We start from the raw sequence: 15,743 nt of genomic DNA, 5'->3' as shown, positions 1-15,743 counted from the left end.
ACCATTTTGTCTTATGGTGCTTTCCTATATGCCCGATAAGCATTAGACAATACAAGATAAAATATGTGAAAGAAACTTAGTAAAGAATAGGAGGATTATTGAAATAATATATTTAATTCTAGGATTAATTAATGGTGGGTCGTGAAGGATTCGAACCTTCGACCAACGGATTAAAAGTCCGCTGCTCTACCGACTGAGCTAACGACCCTAGGACGTGAGTTAGTAATATAGTGGTGGGTCATGAAGGGCTCGAACCTTCGACCGACGGATTAAGAGTCCGCTGCTCTACCAACTGAGCTAATAACCCACTTAAATAAATAAGTGTTAAGTGGTGGGCCGTGAAGGATTCGAACCTTCGACCAACGGATTAAAAGTCCGCTGCTCTACCGACTGAGCTAACGACCCTAAAGGGTGGAATATGGAATAAATGGTGGGTCGTGAAGGATTCGAACCTTCGACCAACGGATTAAAAGTCCGCTGCTCTACCGACTGAGCTAACGACCCAAAGTGTTACCACATTGCAACGGGTGCTTATAATACTGATTTTCAGGAACTAATCAATAAAAATTTTTAGATTTTTTGCTGTTTGGTTTAATCAAAACCAGTTTGCCTGAAAAATAACCTAATGACATTCAATAGATAATGAAAATTCAAAAAGTTTATCCTATTTGTTAATTATTCTTCATTAATATCTGCGAAATTTGCTTGTGTAAGTTTTGCAAGATCTTGTGGATTTAACTCAATATCAATACCTCTTTTACCGCCGGAAATGAAGATCGTACTAAAATCTTCAGCTGTTTTAGAAATAATCGTAGGTAGGCGTTTTTTCTGACCTAAAGGGCTAATTCCACCAACTAAGTAACCTGTCACTTTCTCGGCTAGATGTTTATCTGCAAGATCGATCTTTTTTACACCTAATGCTTTTGCGGTCTTTTTTAAATTAAGGCTGTATGCAACAGGTACAACCATAACAGCAAGATGTTTATCATCACCATTAGCAGTGACTAATAATGTTTTGTAGGTCTGTAATGGGGAAAGATTGAGTTTTTCTACAGCTTCTTTACCAAAATTAGTGTTATTCGGATCATGATCATATTGATGAATTTGAAATGAAATTTTTTGTTTTTTGAGTAGGTTAATCGCTGGAGTCATGGAAAACATTCCCGAGTTAAAAGTTAATTTGTTAGAATAGCGAGCCGAAGAGTAGCACGGAGAAGAAAATGAATTCAAGTTTAAATATCGCAATTGCAGCTGATTTTGCTTTAACAGAAAAATTAGTCACTATTTTGGAACAAAGCCGGCTAAGTACCGCTAATATTACAGTTATTGAAGCAGAGAAGTTTTCTGAAGAACAAAACATTCGTTTTAATGGTAAATATGTAGAACAGTTAAATTTTGATGATGTAGATTGGCGAGAATATGACTATTTATTATTTGCTGGAAAGCTCGAGCAAGTTCCCCATTTGGCTGCGGCAGCGGAAACTGGGTGTATTGCTATTGATGTATTAGGGATTTGTGCTTATTTAACTGATATTCCAGCTGTTGTACCGACTGTGAATAATGACGTATTAGCTGACTTAAGACTGAGAAATATTGTTTCATTACCAAATCCACAGATTTCTCAGTTAGCGTTAATATTAAAGCCATTATTACAACAATATCAAGTGACCGAATTATCGGTAACTTCATTATTACCAATGGCGTATTTTGGCGAAGAAAGAGTACGAGAATTAGTTGGACAAACAGCACAATTATTAAATGGTGTACCACTAAGTGAAGAGCAACAGCGCTTAGCTTTTGATGTTGCACCAATAACTGGTCGGGAAGAGCTGAATAAACAGCGTATTTTATTAGCTAAAATTTTGCCAGAGTTCACCGGACAATTTGTAGAACATCAAATCCAAGTACCTGTATTCTATGGTTTTTCACAAATGATCACTGTTGGGGGTTATGATCTTGAACAAGTTGATTTTACCAATGTGTGGCAATCGCAGCCATTATTAACATATCATCCAGAACAGATTGTAACACCTGTTATTAATGGTGAAACTGAAGAAAATACAGAACAATTACCTCAATTACATATTAGCCAAATACATACTGATGATGAGCAATTAAGTTTGTGGGCAGTGGGCGATGAACGTGGTTTTGCGCGGGCAAGATTAGCTATTGAGTTGTTACAATTAATTGATGAGCGGCAAGATTAATTAAGTATTAAAAGGGGCTTATTAAGCCCCTTAATAGTCTATTTAGAACAGCTCTTTGACTTCGCCTTGACTATTGATAATTTGATTTCCTTGTTCAGGAACATAATGACGAGTAGGTTCAGTACCTTCAATAAAATATTCTAATCTACCGCCAGAATCTGTTAATAGACCATTTTCCATAGAGATTCGTTTTTGAATAACACCATCAGGCATTGGATCTTCTCTTACTGGTAAAGGTTTTAAAGCATTTTTCATATAATCAACCCATGCAGGCATAGCTGATTTACCACCAGATTCGCCTCGTCCAAGATCTAATTTATTGTCATCAAAGCCGATATAAACAGAGGTAACCAAATCACTACCATAACCTACATACCAAGCGACTTTGGAGTTATTTGTTGTTCCTGTTTTTCCACCAATATCTTGACGACCAATCGCTTTACCACGCCAACTTGTTCCTGTCCAACTACCGCCTGGTTCACCATAAATTCCAGAGTTCAACGCACTACGCATTAAGAATGCAATTTTTCCACTAATCACACGAGGAGCGTATTGTGGGGTATTTTCCGCTGTATTTTCTTTGTTATTTTTGCCTAATAAACTTGGTGCATTCTCAAGTTGAACATTATTCGTATTTAATTCTGGAACATCAGGTACTGCTTCACTATTATCTTCATCAACTTCAGTGTTTGCAGATAATGGCGTGTCTGATGTTGTTCCTTCTGTTGCAGAGTTATCCACTTTTAAAGATAAGAAATCAATCGGTTTTACTTCGCCATAAATTACAGGAATTTGTTTATCACTGCATTGGAAACAGGCAATTTTTGGTTTAGCAGTAAAGATCTCATTACCAGTATTATCTTTAATGGATTGAATAATATAAGGATCAACTAAGAATCCGCCATTATCAATAACCGCATATCCTCTAGCCATTTCTAATGGTGTAAATGAGGCTGCACCAAGAGCAAGGGCCTCTGTGGCAGCATATTGATTTTTTTGGAAACCAAATCGTTGTAAATAGTCGGCAATATAATCGATACCTACCATATTAACAGCGCGTACCATCATAACGTTTTTTGATAAACCTAAACCGACTCGTAAACGTAATGGACCATTGAAAACATTTGGTGAGTTCTTTGGTTGCCAAGGTGCCTGACCTGCTTTACGTAATGTAATTGGCGCATCATTTAAAATAGTAGCCAGTGTTAAGCCTTTATCTAATGCTGCAGTATAAATGAAAGGTTTAATTGATGAGCCAACTTGCACCATAGATTGGGTAGCTCGATTAAACTTGCTGCGAGCGAAACTAAAGCCACCTACCATTGCTTCAATTGCACCATTGGTACTATTTAATGAGATCATTCCAGAGTTGGCGATTGGAATTTGACGCAATACCCACTGCTTTTTATTGTCCTGCATCAGCCAAATCATATCCCCAGTATGTAAGATCTTGTTGATATTGCCAGCCCACTTAACGGCATTTTGAGTTAAATTAATTGTTTCTCCATTAGCAAGCATCACCTCAGCTTGGTTGTTTTTTACAGCCAATACAGCAGCTGGTTGTAAAGGATCAGAATTAGGCTGCTTATTGAGAAAACCGATAATTCTATCTTTATCCCAAGCAACTTCATCTGGTTTCCATAGTGTTGCATTTTTTCGATAGCCATGACGCATATCATAGGCTAAAAGATTATCTCTTAATGCTTGTTGAGCATTGAGCTGATCTTCTGAATTAATAGTAGTAAAGACTTGATAACCTTTGGTATAGGCTTGTTCTTCGCCATAAAGTTTGACCATCTCTTGACGAACTGCTTCGACAACATAATCTGCTTGTAGATCTAATTTTGAGCCGTGATAACTCGCTACAATCGGTTCTTGCAGGGCTTGTTGATATTGTTCTTGAGTAATATATTTTTCATCTAACATCCGCCCAAGTACGATATTGCGACGTTCAGTTGCTCGTTTTAATGAATAGAGTGGGTTCATTGTTGATGGGGCTTTAGGTAGTCCAGCTAATACGGCGATTTCACTTAAGGTTAATTGATCTAATGTTTTGCCAAAATAGGTTTGTGCAGCGGCAGCCATACCATAAGCCCGATAACCAAGATAAATTTTATTAAGATAAAGCTCTAGAATTTCATTTTTAGTTAAGTTGTTTTCAATATCAATCGCTAACACCGCCTCTTTAATTTTACGCATTAATTTTTTTTCTGGCGTTAGGAAGAAGTTACGTGCTACTTGTTGTGTAATGGTACTTGCACCTTGTGAAGCCCCACCGGAAGTGAGTGCAACTTTTAAAGCACGCGCAATTCCAATTGGATCAATTCCATGGTGATCATAAAAACGACTATCCTCAGTAGCGATAACGGCATTGATCATCTGTTGTGGAATTTTATCTAATGGTACGGGAATACGGCGTTGTTCACCGATCTCCCCGATTAATTTCCCATCAGCGGTAAAGACTTGCATTGGTTGCTGTAATTCTACGTTTTTTAATTCATTAACGTCTGGTAATTGGGATTTGATATGAAAATAGAATAACCCACCGGCAACACAACCAATGACAACTAAGGTCAAAATAGAACTAAATATTAATTTTACGATCTTCATCGAAAAAAGACCCTCTATATCAAAATAAAACGAATAAATGACAGTAAAGTGTATTTGTGTTTTGCAATTTGGGTGACGATTATACGATGAAAGCTATATTTCCTCCACGAAAAAAAGGTAAAAAACAAACAGTTAATATAGGTATTTTTTATTTATCTGATTGTTTTTACTATGCTTTTTTAAGTAAAGATCTTGAGGTTAAATCTGGTAGTGTAGAGAGTATTAATTGCTTACAGCAATGCCTAATTGACAAATATCAGCTTGATCTACGCTATGTTAGGTATGTATCTGTGTTACCTTTTCATTTAATTTGGCGAAAAAGTTATTACTATCCACAAACATTAACTCAATATGCAATCGAGCAGCAGGTTTACCACCTGTTAGAACATGAATTACCGATAGAACGTGAGCAGGTTTGGTTTGATTATTGTTATCAGCAACAACATTTAGAGATTTATGCAGTAAGACGGGAATATGCTGAGCAAGAAATCACTAAATATGCACCACTGAAACTGGGGGTACTGGATGTGTTACCTCGAGTGTTATTAAGATCTTTTCGTCATTTATCATCGAATTGTTCCGTAGGAAATACGCTGTATTGTTATTTCACCACGTCATTGATTCTCCTCTTGGACTTACCACAGAAAACAGATATCTTTGTTTTACAAGAAAATATTGCTTTTAATCTAGAGAAATATCTTACAGAGCTAAACCAAACAATTAATACGATTGTTGTTTTTCAAGACCAGGATATGGAACAGATAGATTTATCCTCGGTTAGCGAAAAGTATCTTATTCAACAATTACCAAAGATATCTGTGAGTGAATTCATCTGTTTAGGGTGTGCGTTATGGGGGCAAAATGTTTGATTATCAGAGTAATAAAATAAATTTACTTAACTGGCGACAACAACATTACGCTAACAGAGTTCGTATCTTAATGATTTTATTATTATTACTTTTGATATTGTCCATAGCAGGATGGTTTTCTTTATTACGTGATACCCGCCAGCAGAGTCAGGAATATATCCTGTTAGATCAACAGCGACAACAGTTAGTAACGCAATTACAGCAATTAGACTCCGCCCAACAAAAACAGCGACAACTTCTTAGCCATCAACTGCAACTCGCAAAAATCCCTTTGCAAGATATTGTGCATTTTGTGCAGTCATTAGTGCAAATACCGTTAGATAAAGGGCGTTTATTGATGGCACAAATTGATATTAGTCCGTTTGCGATAGAACAGAAAGAGAAATTAAGTTTTTTGATGATGGGAGAGAATGTTGATCAACAAACCTTCTATCGTTTACAGCAATATTTATTATCCCATTGGCCTTATCCTATTGAATTAGAACCGAGTGCATTAACCCAAAATCAACAGAAACAGTACAACTTTACGTTGCGTTTCAATAAGAAAGAGGACAATTAATGTCAAAGCGAGCAACAAAATATCCACAAGGAATCTATTGGTATCTTTTGTATTTGCCAACTTATTGGTTGGCGTTACTATGGTTAGTCGCCTTATTTGTAATATTGGCTTATCCGGTGTGGCAAAATTGGTATTCTGATTATCGACTTTCTCAATTAAAAGCAACGATTGCTGAACTAACAATAGCAGAAAAGAGGCAACAAAACATTCTGCAAGCTTTACAAAAGAAAGTGAATGAACAGCAAGATACACAAAGTAATACCCAAAAGATCGCTACCTTACATCAGCAGCTAACTCAACTTAGTCAGGACACAGAGATCCATTTTGATATGCAAATGAGTAATAAAGACTTGCTCAAAGTTGATTTGCATTTATATACCTCTTTCCAAGATTTTATTGCAAATTTTGATCTGTTATTTCAATCCATTTTTGCTGAATGGGCAATTTCATCAATTCGACTCGAACGTGATTCTGATGCAACAGGGTATAGACGATTACATATATCAATCCAGTTATTTTCTGAAATGAGGCGTGTATGAATAAATTAAGTATCTGTTTATTGTGTAGTGTGATTTCAATAATGAGCATCGCTAAACCATCAATTAATGATCCCTTTTTTGAATCTATCACGCCAAGTTTTATGGAGAATGATCCGGTTGTAACCGATGTAGATATGCCATTAGATGACTATGAAGCTATTGCAGTAAAATATATTCAAGTGACTGAATTAGCTAAAGTTTTCAATGAAAATGGTGGCGGATTATTATCTGCGTTATCGGGATTTAGCGTTGAACCTAGGAATAATTTGATTTTAGTAAAAGGAGATAAAAATCAGATTGAACGTTTTAGAAAGTTAATTATGCAATTAGATAAACCAGGGGAGCAAATCGCAATTGAAGCTCGGATTGTGACAATTAATAATGAAAGTTTGCAGGAATTAGGTGTACGTTGGGGTATTTTTGGACAAACAGAAAATTTTCATAAAGTAGCTGCCAAATTGGATAGTTTTGGTGTAGAGAATTTGAATGCTCACCTCAATGTCAACTTTTCTACCAGTTCGGAAGCAGCTTCTATTGCACTACAAGTCGCCAAAATTCATGGGCGATTATTAGATCTTGAGTTGAAAGCCTTAGAACAAGAAAACAATGTAGAAATTATTGCTAGTCCTCATTTATTAACCTCCAATCAAAAACGAGCTGTGATTAAACAAGGTTCAGAAATTCCTTATGTGATAGAAGATGACAATGAAAGGAGTAGTCGTACCCATATTGAGTTTAAAGAAGCCGTTTTAGGTTTGGAGGTAACGCCGCAAATATTGCATCAAGGAATGATTGCGTTAGATCTGATTGTTACACAAAATTCTGCAGGGGCTGCAATTCCTTATGGTGCAGGACAAGTGGTGACGATTGATAAGCAAGAAGTACAGTCACAAGTGATGGTGAAAGATGGGGAAACCGTAGTTTTAGGGGGTATTTTCCATGATTTAATGGGAAAAGGAGAAAATAAAGTGCCGTTGTTAGGGGACATTCCTGGATTAGGTAAGTTATTTCGTAGTAAAACAGAACGCCATCAAAAGCGTGAGCTCGTGATTTTTATTACACCTAGAATTATTCATAATGCTGCGGAAACATTAGAAAATTATCAGAAACGCAAAGACGTATTTATCCATTCGAATAAACTTTGATAAAAATTGAATGTAAGGTTGAAAAATGCGCCTATTTATTGAGATAATATCACGCTATCTCAATGAACATTCGAGGTCTTGGGGATCTTTTGAGTGTTGTGATTATAGAAGAATACTTCGGTATTCTTTTTCTTTTGCAGTAAAAACAACATAATGAGTAACTTAGATTCAGTTACGCACACTCAAAGATCAAACTATTCATTTATCTTTAAATCATTTAGAACGATAAAAACATGGCAGAAAAAAGAAATATTTTTTTAATTGGCCCTATGGGAGCAGGAAAAAGTACGATTGGACGTCAACTTGCTCAATTATTAAGTATGGATTTTGTGGACTCAGACACTGAGATTGAGCAAAGAGCAGGGGCTGATATTGGGTGGATTTTTGATGTTGAAGGCGAGGAAGGCTTTAGAAAAAGAGAAGAGAGAATCATCAATGAATTAACTCAACGTCAAGGTATTGTGTTATCTACTGGTGGCGGTGCGGTAATGTCAAAAGAAAATCGCAATCATCTTTCCGCTCGTGGGATTGTTATTTATTTAGAAACAACAGTAGAAAAACAACATCAACGTACATTACGTGATAAGAAACGTCCTTTATTACAAGGTGTTGAAGACCCTCGCCAAGTATTAGAAGATTTAGCGAAAATCCGTACGCCTTTATATGAAGAAATTGCGGATATTACCTTACAAACTGATGATCAGAGTGCCAAATTAATGGCAAATAACATCATTGATTTGTTAGAGAATTTCACTGGTTAATCAGTTGATACATTAACTTTAAAGGATAGAAAAATGGTAGATGTTTATGTAGAACTTAAAGAAAGACGTTATCCAATCAGTATTGGAAGTGGATTATTAGCAGAACCAAGTAGTTATTGTCCTTTAAAGTCTGGTGACAAAGTGATGATTGTTACCAATCCAACTGTGGCAAGCCATTATTTACAAACAGTAAAAACAGCATTACACCAAGTTGGTTGTCAAGTCAGCGAAGTGTTGTTACAAGATGGTGAGCAATATAAAACGCTAGAATCATTAAATTTAATTTTTACTGCACTACTTGAAGCAAAACATGGTCGAGATACGACAATTTTAGCTTTAGGGGGTGGGGTAATTGGTGATGTTGCTGGATTTGCAGCAGCGTCTTACCAACGTGGAGTACGTTTTATTCAAGTACCAACAACGTTATTAGCTCAAGTGGATTCTTCTGTTGGCGGTAAAACAGCAGTAAATCATCCATTAGGTAAGAATATGATTGGTGCGTTTTATCAACCTGCAAAAGTGGTAATTGATACCAATACTTTAACGACATTGCCAGCTCGTGAAGTAAGTGCCGGTTTGGCGGAAGTCATTAAGTATGGTGCGATTTTAGATAATGCCTTTTTTGTTTGGTTGGAACAGAATATTACTGCTTTGATGCAATTAAATGCAGAGGCATTGCAGTACTGTATTCAACGTTGCTGTGAATTAAAAGCGGATACAGTCGCAAAAGATGAAACCGAACAAGGTGAGCGTGCGTTACTCAATTTAGGTCATACTTTTGGTCATGCGATTGAAGCGCATCTAGGTTATGGCGAATGGCTGCATGGTGAAGCGGTTGCAACAGGAATGATGATAGCTGCATATTTATCTCATCGTTTAGGTGATCTTACACAACAAGATGTTACCCGTTTGCAAGCATTATTAGTTGCAGCGAACTTGCCAATTTTTTCTCCAGAACAAATGACAGCAGAAGATTATTTACCGCATATGATGCGTGATAAAAAAGTATTAGCCGGTAAATTGCGTCTAATTTTATTAAAATCTCTTGGTAGAGCATATGTGACTGCGGATGTTGATAAATCGTTAGTGTTACAAGCGATTCAAGATTGTATTCAAACCAATTAATCCATGTCACATAAACTACATTCGCCAAAACATCGATCGTTTTTAAAATGGGCTGGTGGTAAATATCGCTTAATTGATGAAATTAAGCGCCTTTACCCACAAGGAAAATCACAATTAATTGAGCCTTTTGTTGGTGCTGGAACTGTATTTCTGAATAGTGAGTTTGAACAATATCTATTAGCCGATATTAATCCAGATTTGATCAATCTTTTTAAATTAGTTAAGGCGGATGTTGAGCAATATATCAAAGAAACACGAATTCTTTTTGCTCATGCAGAAGCGAATACAGCACAACGTTATTATGCGTTGCGTGATGAATTTAATCGTAGTGATGATATTTGGCGGCGGGCAACAATTTTTCTCTATTTAAATCGCTTTGGTTTTAATGGCTTATGTCGTTATAACAGTGATAATGAATTCAATGTGCCATTTGGGGCCTATCGCCAACATTATTTTCCAGAAAATGAATTGCGATATTTTGCAGAAAAGGCTCAACAGGCTACGTTTATTTGTGTCTCTTTCCAAGAAACATTTGCATTAGCAACAGAGCAAAGTGTGGTGTATTGTGATCCACCTTATGCACCGTTACAACAAGAATCAAATTTTACGCGTTATGCTGGCAATGAATTTAGTTTACAGCAACAACAGCAATTAGCTGAATTTGCACGAATGACCGCATTAAGACAGAATGCAACCGTATTGATCTCAAATCATGATACAAGCTTTACGCGTGCTTTATATCAAGGGGCAAAGATTCGTAAGATTAATGTACAACGCTCGATTAGCCAATCCAGTGAACGACGGGTAAAAGTGAAAGAACTTATTGCTGTATTTTCACGCGCTAAGATAGAAAAATGGTTGGCAAAAAACAACTCTATCCTAAGCTAGGAATGACTTTAAATTCAATCTGCTGAATTTTTGGATATTTTTTCTGAATATTGGCTAGTAGTTGGGCCTGTTGAAACAACAAACTTTGGTAAACAATGCCATTAGCGACATGAAAAAGTAGCTTGTTTTCGGATTGATCGGCGAGGCGCATCTTTCCCTGAAATTGGGCAGGAATTAATTTTTCAATATCAAGATAGAATTGTTGTAGTTGATTGTGTTGTTCTATCAAGGTTGAAAGTGAAGAACGCTGCAAAATATCATTTACATTCATCACTTTTTGATTGCGTACGTCTTTGTTTGTTGCCATCTGCATACCTTATTACAGCAATTTGTATGACATTATAGAGGAATTATTCTATAATCGTAACTTATTATTTTTAGTGGTTTTGTTGGGTTTATTATTGTGGATTATCAATTAACCAAGGTCGGAAAAAAAGCATTATGGCAGCGGCTTTTATTAGGGTTATTAACCTTATTCTTTCTACCGATCCACGCAGAACAGCCAACCCATACTACAACAATTCCATTAGAAGCTAATCAAACTGTTTCAGCAATCCAACAGCAACAAGTTAATTCTCACTTTTTGTTATTGCGGAAAGCTCAACAACAGACCGTTATTTCTCGCCAAAAGATTAAAGTTCAGCCTGTTTTTGTTGCGATGCAACAAAATAAGTGGCAACAAATTAATCGTTATCAGATCTTAATCCGTGCTGGACCAACCTATCAAGTTTAATCTGTATATAATTATTTTGGTGTGTTGACTTGTACGTCAGCAAGTATGATTTTGTAACAAGAAAAAGAAATTATTATGTTATCAGCTATTGCAAGAAAAATTTTTGGTAGTCGTAATGACCGTATTTTACGCCGTTTAAATAAACGTGTGGCCGTAATTAATAAATTAGAACCTAAATTTGCAGAACTTTCAGATGATGAATTAAAAGCAAAAACAGCAGAGTTTCGTGATCGTTTAGAAAAAGGTGAAACCTTAGATCAATTATTACCAGAGGCCTTTGCTACTGTACGTGAGGCAAGTAAACGTGTTTTAGGTTTACGTCCGTTTGATGTGCAGTTAATTGGGGGAATGGTGTTAAATAATCGTTGTATTGCTGAAATGCGTACAGGGGAAGGAAAAACCTTAACTGCTACTTTACCATGTTATTTAAATGCCTTAACAGGTAAAGGAGTTCATGTCGTTACTGTCAATGATTACCTTGCTCGCCGTGATGCGGAAACCAACCGTCCTCTGTTCGAATTTCTCGGGATGACAGTTGGCGTAAATATACCGGGAATGTTGCCTGAGGAGAAACGAGCTGCTTATGCTGCGGATATCACTTATGCAACCAATAGTGAACTTGGTTTCGATTATTTACGTGATAATCTCGCTCACAGTATGCAAGAACGTTTCCAACGTCCATTACATTATGCACTTGTCGATGAAGTGGACTCTATTTTAATTGATGAAGCACGTACGCCATTAATTATTTCAGGGCAAGCAGAGGATAGTTCTGAGTTATATATTGCTATTGATAAGCTCATTCCGCATTTAATTAAGCAAGAAAAAGAAGATAGTGAAGAGTTCCAAGGTGATGGTGATTATACTGTTGATTTAAAAAATAAACAGGCATATTTAACAGAACGTGGCCAGATCAAAATTGAAAAATTATTGATGGAAGCTGGGTTAATGAAAGAGGATGAATCACTTTATTCACCTGCAAAAATCACCTTGTTGCATCACGTTTATGCTGCATTAAGAGCACATTCTCTGTTTGAACGTAATGTGGATTACATTGTGAAAGATGGCGAAATCGTGATCGTTGATGAACATACAGGACGTACGATGGCAGGTCGCCGTTGGTCTGATGGTTTACACCAAGCTATTGAAGCAAAAGAAGGGGTGAAGATTCAAAGCGAAAACCAAACTGTGGCGTCAATTACTTACCAAAACTACTTCCGTCTTTATGAAAAATTAGCTGGAATGACAGGGACTGCGGATACTGAAGCGTTTGAGTTCCAACAAATTTATGGCTTAGAAACCATTGTTATTCCAACGAATAAGCCAATGATTCGTGATGACCGTACAGATTTAATGTTTAAGAGCGAAGAAGATAAATTCAAAGCGATAGTTGAAGACATTAAAGACTGTATTGCACGCCAACAACCAGTGTTGGTGGGGACAGTGTCTATCGAAAAATCAGAGTTACTGTCTGATATTTTGAAGAAAGAAGGGATTAAACATAATGTCTTGAATGCGAAATTCCATGCTAAAGAAGCAGAAATTGTAGCGGATGCAGGGTATCCAGGTGCAGTAACCATTGCAACGAATATGGCTGGTCGTGGTACAGATATTGTGTTAGGTGGTAACTGGAAAGCGGAAATAGCTAAATTAGAAAATCCAACTGAGGAACAAATTGAAGCGATTAAACAAGCATGGCAAGAACGCCATGATATTGTAATGAAAGCAGGTGGTTTACACATTATTGGTACGGAACGTCATGAATCACGTCGTATTGATAACCAGCTTCGTGGTCGTTCTGGTCGTCAAGGTGACCCAGGTTCTTCGCGTTTCTATTTATCACTCGATGATGCGTTAATGCGAATTTACCTGAATGAAGGTAAATTAAATCTAATGCGTAAAGCATTTTCTGAGCCAGGCGAGGCGATGGAATCGAAAATGTTGACCAAAGTTATTGCTTCTGCACAAGCAAAAGTTGAAGCCCATAACTTTGATGGTCGTAAGAATTTGCTTGAGTTTGATGATGTCGCTAATGACCAACGTCATGCAATTTATGCACAGCGTAATGAGTTATTAGAAAATGATGATATTTCTGAAACTATTGATGTGATCCGTCAAGATGTATTTAACCACGTGATTGATCAATATATTCCACCACAATCTCTCGAAGAACTTTGGGATGTGGAAGGTTTAGAAAAACGCTTAAAAGCGGATTTCAATATGGATTTACCAATTGCAAAATGGTTGGATGAAGATCACAACTTACATGAAGAAACATTACGTGAACGTATTGTTGAACTTGCAGTTGAAGATTATAAGAAGAAAGAAGCGATGGTTGGTGCTGAAACCATGCGTAATTTCGAAAAAGGTGTGATGTTACAAACATTAGATGAACTTTGGAAAGAACATCTTTCTGCAATGGATCATTTGCGTAAAGGTATCCATTTACGTGGTTATGCACAAAAAGATCCAAAACAAGAGTATAAGAAAGAGTGCTTCCAAATGTTTACGGATATGTTGGAAACCTTGAAGTTTAATGTGGTAAGTATTTTGACTAAAGTCCAAGTTCGTACACAAGAAGAGATCGAAGCAGCGGAACAAGCGAGAGCTCAAGCAGCTGCGGCTGCTGCAAAAATGGCGGAACAAGCACAAGTAGAATACCACAGTGAGTCAGGACAAGCCGAAGATGGAGCATCACAACGTAAAATCGGACGTAATGAACCTTGCCCTTGTGGTTCGGGTAAAAAATATAAACACTGTTGTGGCAAAATTAAATAGCGCTTTTAATTTGCTTTAGATAACAGAGAAGCTGTACATTATCAGGAGATGTGTACAGCTTTTTTATCAATAAAATGAAATAGGATTAAGCAATAAGAGAGAAAATATGAAAAAGCCGTTAGTTAAAGTTGCCGCAGGAATTATTCGTAATGAATTCAAACAAATCTATCTTACTCAACGTTTAGAAGGAAAAGATTTCGCCCAATCATGGGAATTTCCAGGGGGAAAAGTCGATAAAGGTGAAACGCCAGAGCAAGCACTAAAAAGAGAGCTTGAAGAAGAGGTGGGTATTTTTGTACTTAATACAAAATTGTATGAACACTTCCAATTTGAGTATCCACAAAAAATTATTTCTTTCTATTTTTATTTAGTTGAAGAGTGGGTCGGAGAACCTTTTGGTCGCGAAGGACAAGAAGGATTTTGGTTAGAGCAAAAACAACTGGATATAGGGCAGTTTCCACCAGCGAATGTGAAAATTATCCAACGATTACTCGCTGAAACAGAAGAGTGATTTTAACTGGCCAGATTAATGGCAATTTCTTGTAATGATTGCCAAACATTGGCATCTGCATTTTGTTTGAGTTCTTTTTCTAATGCCGTTAATTGATGAATTAATTGGTATATCTGTTGATAGGAAAGACGTTGAATCGCGTTAAGGTAAAAAGGGCGACGGTTTTTCCAGATGCGTAAGTGATCAAAGCGTTCTTTTACACCCATCGCAGAAAGATGTTGTTGAGGTGAAATTTTTGCTTGCGGTTCGGTACCTAATTCCAACAATAAGAATACTTCTTTTTGTAAGATTCTTAATAAAACAACAGCTTGAATATCCCCTTCATTATGTAATTGTTCTAAGATTCGCGCAGCCCGATAGCCTTTACCTTGTAAAATTGCATCAACCCACTGATAAGGCGTGAATACAGCAGATTGCTCAATGCATTGGTTAGCATTTAACGGTGTAATTGTTTGTTGTGGGTATAGCAGTTGCATTAACTGCAAAACTTGCTTTAAGGCAGCTAAATTATTTTCATAATTGTAAGCTAGTAATTCAATTGCAGCAGGATCAAGATTAAGTGACATCATTGTGGCACGTTGTTTAATCCATTGCGGTAATTGCTCTAGTGGTGGTGTTTGACAATTTACCTGTAAAATAGCGAGTTGGTTTAAAGCTATAAACCAAGCTTGTTTTTCCATCGCTAATGAGAGTTTTGCCAGTTGTAATACAACGATCGTATCTGAATGTAAGAGAGAAACTAATTGTTGTAACTGTTGTTGTAAAGTAGTGGAGAGATTTTCTGGTAACGTGATAAAAAAGAGCTGCTTGCTAGAAAACAGACCAAATGTTTGTAGGTCATTGAAGAGTTGTGACCAATCAGTGCTAGTATCAATAACAAGTTCTTGTTTTTGCTCGACACCTTGTTGCTTAGCAAATTCCAGAATCGTAGCTTTGCTTTCTTCCAAAAGTAAAGGATCTTGCCCCACAAGCAAATAACCAAGATAAGATTGCTGTTGGAGAGAATAGCTCAATTTAT

At 36.7% G+C, this 15,743-nt stretch carries 15 protein-coding genes and 4 tRNA genes; 11 read left to right on the top strand and 8 right to left on the bottom strand.

All coding sequences use genetic code 11. The features are described from left to right. Nucleotides 1–132 precede the first annotated feature (132 nt). The 5 genes from QV06_RS04285 to ybaK all read right to left on the bottom strand — a co-directional run bounded on the left by QV06_RS04285 (nucleotide 133) and on the right by ybaK (nucleotide 1,152). A tRNA-Lys gene (locus tag QV06_RS04285) sits at nucleotides 133–208 on the bottom strand. 23 nt (nucleotides 209–231) lie between these two features. After that, a tRNA-Lys gene (locus QV06_RS04280) sits at nucleotides 232–307 on the bottom strand. Nucleotides 308–329: 22 nt separating this feature from the next. Next, nucleotides 330–405 (bottom strand) — tRNA-Lys (locus QV06_RS04275). A 23-nt stretch (nucleotides 406–428) separates the two neighbouring features. Beyond that, nucleotides 429–504, bottom strand: a tRNA-Lys gene (locus QV06_RS04270). Between the two features lie 171 nt (nucleotides 505–675). After that, the gene (gene ybaK, locus QV06_RS04265) at nucleotides 676–1,152 is read right to left on the bottom strand and encodes a Cys-tRNA(Pro)/Cys-tRNA(Cys) deacylase YbaK (RefSeq protein ID WP_065237087.1); all 477 of its coding nucleotides are present in this window, start codon (nucleotides 1,150–1,152) and stop codon (nucleotides 676–678) included. 68 nt (nucleotides 1,153–1,220) lie between these two features. Here ybaK and QV06_RS04260 point away from each other — a divergent pair, with 68 nt between their 5' ends. Further along, nucleotides 1,221–2,207 carry an Asd/ArgC dimerization domain-containing protein gene (locus tag QV06_RS04260; RefSeq protein WP_065237086.1) on the top strand — a complete coding sequence of 329 codons (987 nt, stop codon included), beginning with the start codon at nucleotides 1,221–1,223 and terminating at the stop codon, nucleotides 2,205–2,207. A gap of 42 nt (nucleotides 2,208–2,249) precedes the next feature. Here QV06_RS04260 and QV06_RS04255 read toward each other — a convergent pair whose 3' ends face one another. Further along, complete coding sequence (locus tag QV06_RS04255) at nucleotides 2,250–4,817, bottom strand: penicillin-binding protein 1A (RefSeq protein ID WP_065237085.1); 2,568 nt, start codon at nucleotides 4,815–4,817, stop codon at nucleotides 2,250–2,252. 86 nt (nucleotides 4,818–4,903) lie between these two features. On the opposite strand from QV06_RS04255, the gene QV06_RS04250 reads away from it, so the two are divergent. The 7 genes from QV06_RS04250 to QV06_RS04220 all read left to right on the top strand — a co-directional run bounded on the left by QV06_RS04250 (nucleotide 4,904) and on the right by QV06_RS04220 (nucleotide 10,703). Further along, nucleotides 4,904–5,686 carry a hypothetical protein gene (locus tag QV06_RS04250; protein WP_065237084.1) on the top strand — a complete coding sequence of 261 codons (783 nt, stop codon included), beginning with the start codon at nucleotides 4,904–4,906 and terminating at the stop codon, nucleotides 5,684–5,686. Next, nucleotides 5,679–6,245: a hypothetical protein gene (locus QV06_RS04245; RefSeq protein WP_065237083.1), complete on the top strand. Its 567-nt coding sequence runs from the start codon at nucleotides 5,679–5,681 to the stop codon at nucleotides 6,243–6,245. Before QV06_RS04250 ends, QV06_RS04245 begins: the two co-directional genes overlap by 8 nt. After that, on the top strand, nucleotides 6,245–6,784 hold the full coding sequence (locus QV06_RS04240) for a hypothetical protein (protein ID WP_065237082.1): 540 nt from the start codon (nucleotides 6,245–6,247) through the stop codon (nucleotides 6,782–6,784). The genes QV06_RS04245 and QV06_RS04240 overlap by 1 nt, the downstream gene beginning before the upstream one ends. Continuing rightward, nucleotides 6,781–7,929, top strand: coding sequence for a type IV pilus secretin PilQ (pilQ, locus tag QV06_RS04235; protein WP_065237081.1), 1,149 nt, complete (start codon nucleotides 6,781–6,783; stop codon nucleotides 7,927–7,929). The genes QV06_RS04240 and pilQ overlap by 4 nt, the downstream gene beginning before the upstream one ends. 233 nt (nucleotides 7,930–8,162) lie before the next feature. Then, entirely contained in the window at nucleotides 8,163–8,690 is a 528-nt protein-coding gene (gene aroK / locus QV06_RS11935; RefSeq protein ID WP_065233715.1) for a shikimate kinase AroK, read from the top strand. A gap of 33 nt (nucleotides 8,691–8,723) precedes the next feature. After that, complete coding sequence (gene aroB / locus QV06_RS04225; protein WP_065237080.1) at nucleotides 8,724–9,815, top strand: 3-dehydroquinate synthase; 1,092 nt, start codon at nucleotides 8,724–8,726, stop codon at nucleotides 9,813–9,815. A gap of 3 nt (nucleotides 9,816–9,818) precedes the next feature. After that, the gene (locus QV06_RS04220) at nucleotides 9,819–10,703 is read left to right on the top strand and encodes a Dam family site-specific DNA-(adenine-N6)-methyltransferase (protein ID WP_065237079.1); all 885 of its coding nucleotides are present in this window, start codon (nucleotides 9,819–9,821) and stop codon (nucleotides 10,701–10,703) included. Here QV06_RS04220 and QV06_RS04215 read toward each other — a convergent pair. Then, nucleotides 10,690–11,010: a DciA family protein gene (locus QV06_RS04215; protein WP_231923567.1), complete on the bottom strand. Its 321-nt coding sequence runs from the start codon at nucleotides 11,008–11,010 to the stop codon at nucleotides 10,690–10,692. The two genes, QV06_RS04220 and QV06_RS04215, sit on opposite strands and share 14 nt — an antisense overlap. 96 nt (nucleotides 11,011–11,106) lie before the next feature. On the opposite strand from QV06_RS04215, the gene secM reads away from it, so the two are divergent. The 3 genes from secM to mutT all read left to right on the top strand — a co-directional run bounded on the left by secM (nucleotide 11,107) and on the right by mutT (nucleotide 14,725). After that, entirely contained in the window at nucleotides 11,107–11,436 is a 330-nt protein-coding gene (secM, locus tag QV06_RS04210) for a secA translation cis-regulator SecM (protein WP_065237078.1), read from the top strand. Nucleotides 11,437–11,511: 75 nt separating this feature from the next. Continuing rightward, the gene (gene secA, locus QV06_RS04205) at nucleotides 11,512–14,214 is read left to right on the top strand and encodes a preprotein translocase subunit SecA (protein ID WP_065237077.1); all 2,703 of its coding nucleotides are present in this window, start codon (nucleotides 11,512–11,514) and stop codon (nucleotides 14,212–14,214) included. 106 nt (nucleotides 14,215–14,320) lie between these two features. Continuing rightward, nucleotides 14,321–14,725, top strand: coding sequence for an 8-oxo-dGTP diphosphatase MutT (mutT, locus tag QV06_RS04200; RefSeq protein ID WP_065233709.1), 405 nt, complete (start codon nucleotides 14,321–14,323; stop codon nucleotides 14,723–14,725). A gap of 2 nt (nucleotides 14,726–14,727) precedes the next feature. Here mutT and holA read toward each other — a convergent pair whose 3' ends face one another. Continuing rightward, nucleotides 14,728–15,738 carry a DNA polymerase III subunit delta gene (gene holA / locus QV06_RS04195; RefSeq protein ID WP_245174245.1) on the bottom strand — a complete coding sequence of 337 codons (1,011 nt, stop codon included), beginning with the start codon at nucleotides 15,736–15,738 and terminating at the stop codon, nucleotides 14,728–14,730. Nucleotides 15,739–15,743 lie beyond the last annotated feature (5 nt).

Origin of the sequence: Gallibacterium genomosp. 3 (genome assembly GCF_001678475.1) — a bacterium.
In the GTDB taxonomy this organism is placed as follows: Bacteria; Pseudomonadota; Gammaproteobacteria; order Enterobacterales; family Pasteurellaceae; genus Gallibacterium; species Gallibacterium faecale.
The sequence above is the reverse complement of the archived record's forward strand: the minus strand, read 5'-3'. Positions and strand labels throughout refer to the sequence as shown.

Excerpts from the sequence above, each read along its gene's own strand:
- aroB (WP_065237080.1), top strand. The coding sequence starts at position 8,724 with ATGGTAGATGTTTATGTAGAACTTAAAGAAAGACGTTATCCAATCAGT.
- QV06_RS04245 (WP_065237083.1), top strand. The coding sequence starts at position 5,679 with ATGTTTGATTATCAGAGTAATAAAATAAATTTACTTAACTGGCGACAA.
- pilQ (WP_065237081.1), top strand. The coding sequence starts at position 6,781 with ATGAATAAATTAAGTATCTGTTTATTGTGTAGTGTGATTTCAATAATG.
- QV06_RS04260 (WP_065237086.1), top strand. The coding sequence starts at position 1,221 with ATGAATTCAAGTTTAAATATCGCAATTGCAGCTGATTTTGCTTTAACA.
- QV06_RS04220 (WP_065237079.1), top strand. The coding sequence starts at position 9,819 with ATGTCACATAAACTACATTCGCCAAAACATCGATCGTTTTTAAAATGG.
- secA (WP_065237077.1), top strand. The coding sequence starts at position 11,512 with ATGTTATCAGCTATTGCAAGAAAAATTTTTGGTAGTCGTAATGACCGT.
- QV06_RS04215 (WP_231923567.1), bottom strand. The coding sequence starts at position 11,010 with ATGGCAACAAACAAAGACGTACGCAATCAAAAAGTGATGAATGTAAAT.
- aroK (WP_065233715.1), top strand. The coding sequence starts at position 8,163 with ATGGCAGAAAAAAGAAATATTTTTTTAATTGGCCCTATGGGAGCAGGA.
- QV06_RS04240 (WP_065237082.1), top strand. The coding sequence starts at position 6,245 with ATGTCAAAGCGAGCAACAAAATATCCACAAGGAATCTATTGGTATCTT.
- QV06_RS04250 (WP_065237084.1), top strand. The coding sequence starts at position 4,904 with ATGAAAGCTATATTTCCTCCACGAAAAAAAGGTAAAAAACAAACAGTT.
- QV06_RS04255 (WP_065237085.1), bottom strand. The coding sequence starts at position 4,817 with ATGAAGATCGTAAAATTAATATTTAGTTCTATTTTGACCTTAGTTGTC.
- mutT (WP_065233709.1), top strand. The coding sequence starts at position 14,321 with ATGAAAAAGCCGTTAGTTAAAGTTGCCGCAGGAATTATTCGTAATGAA.
- ybaK (WP_065237087.1), bottom strand. The coding sequence starts at position 1,152 with ATGACTCCAGCGATTAACCTACTCAAAAAACAAAAAATTTCATTTCAA.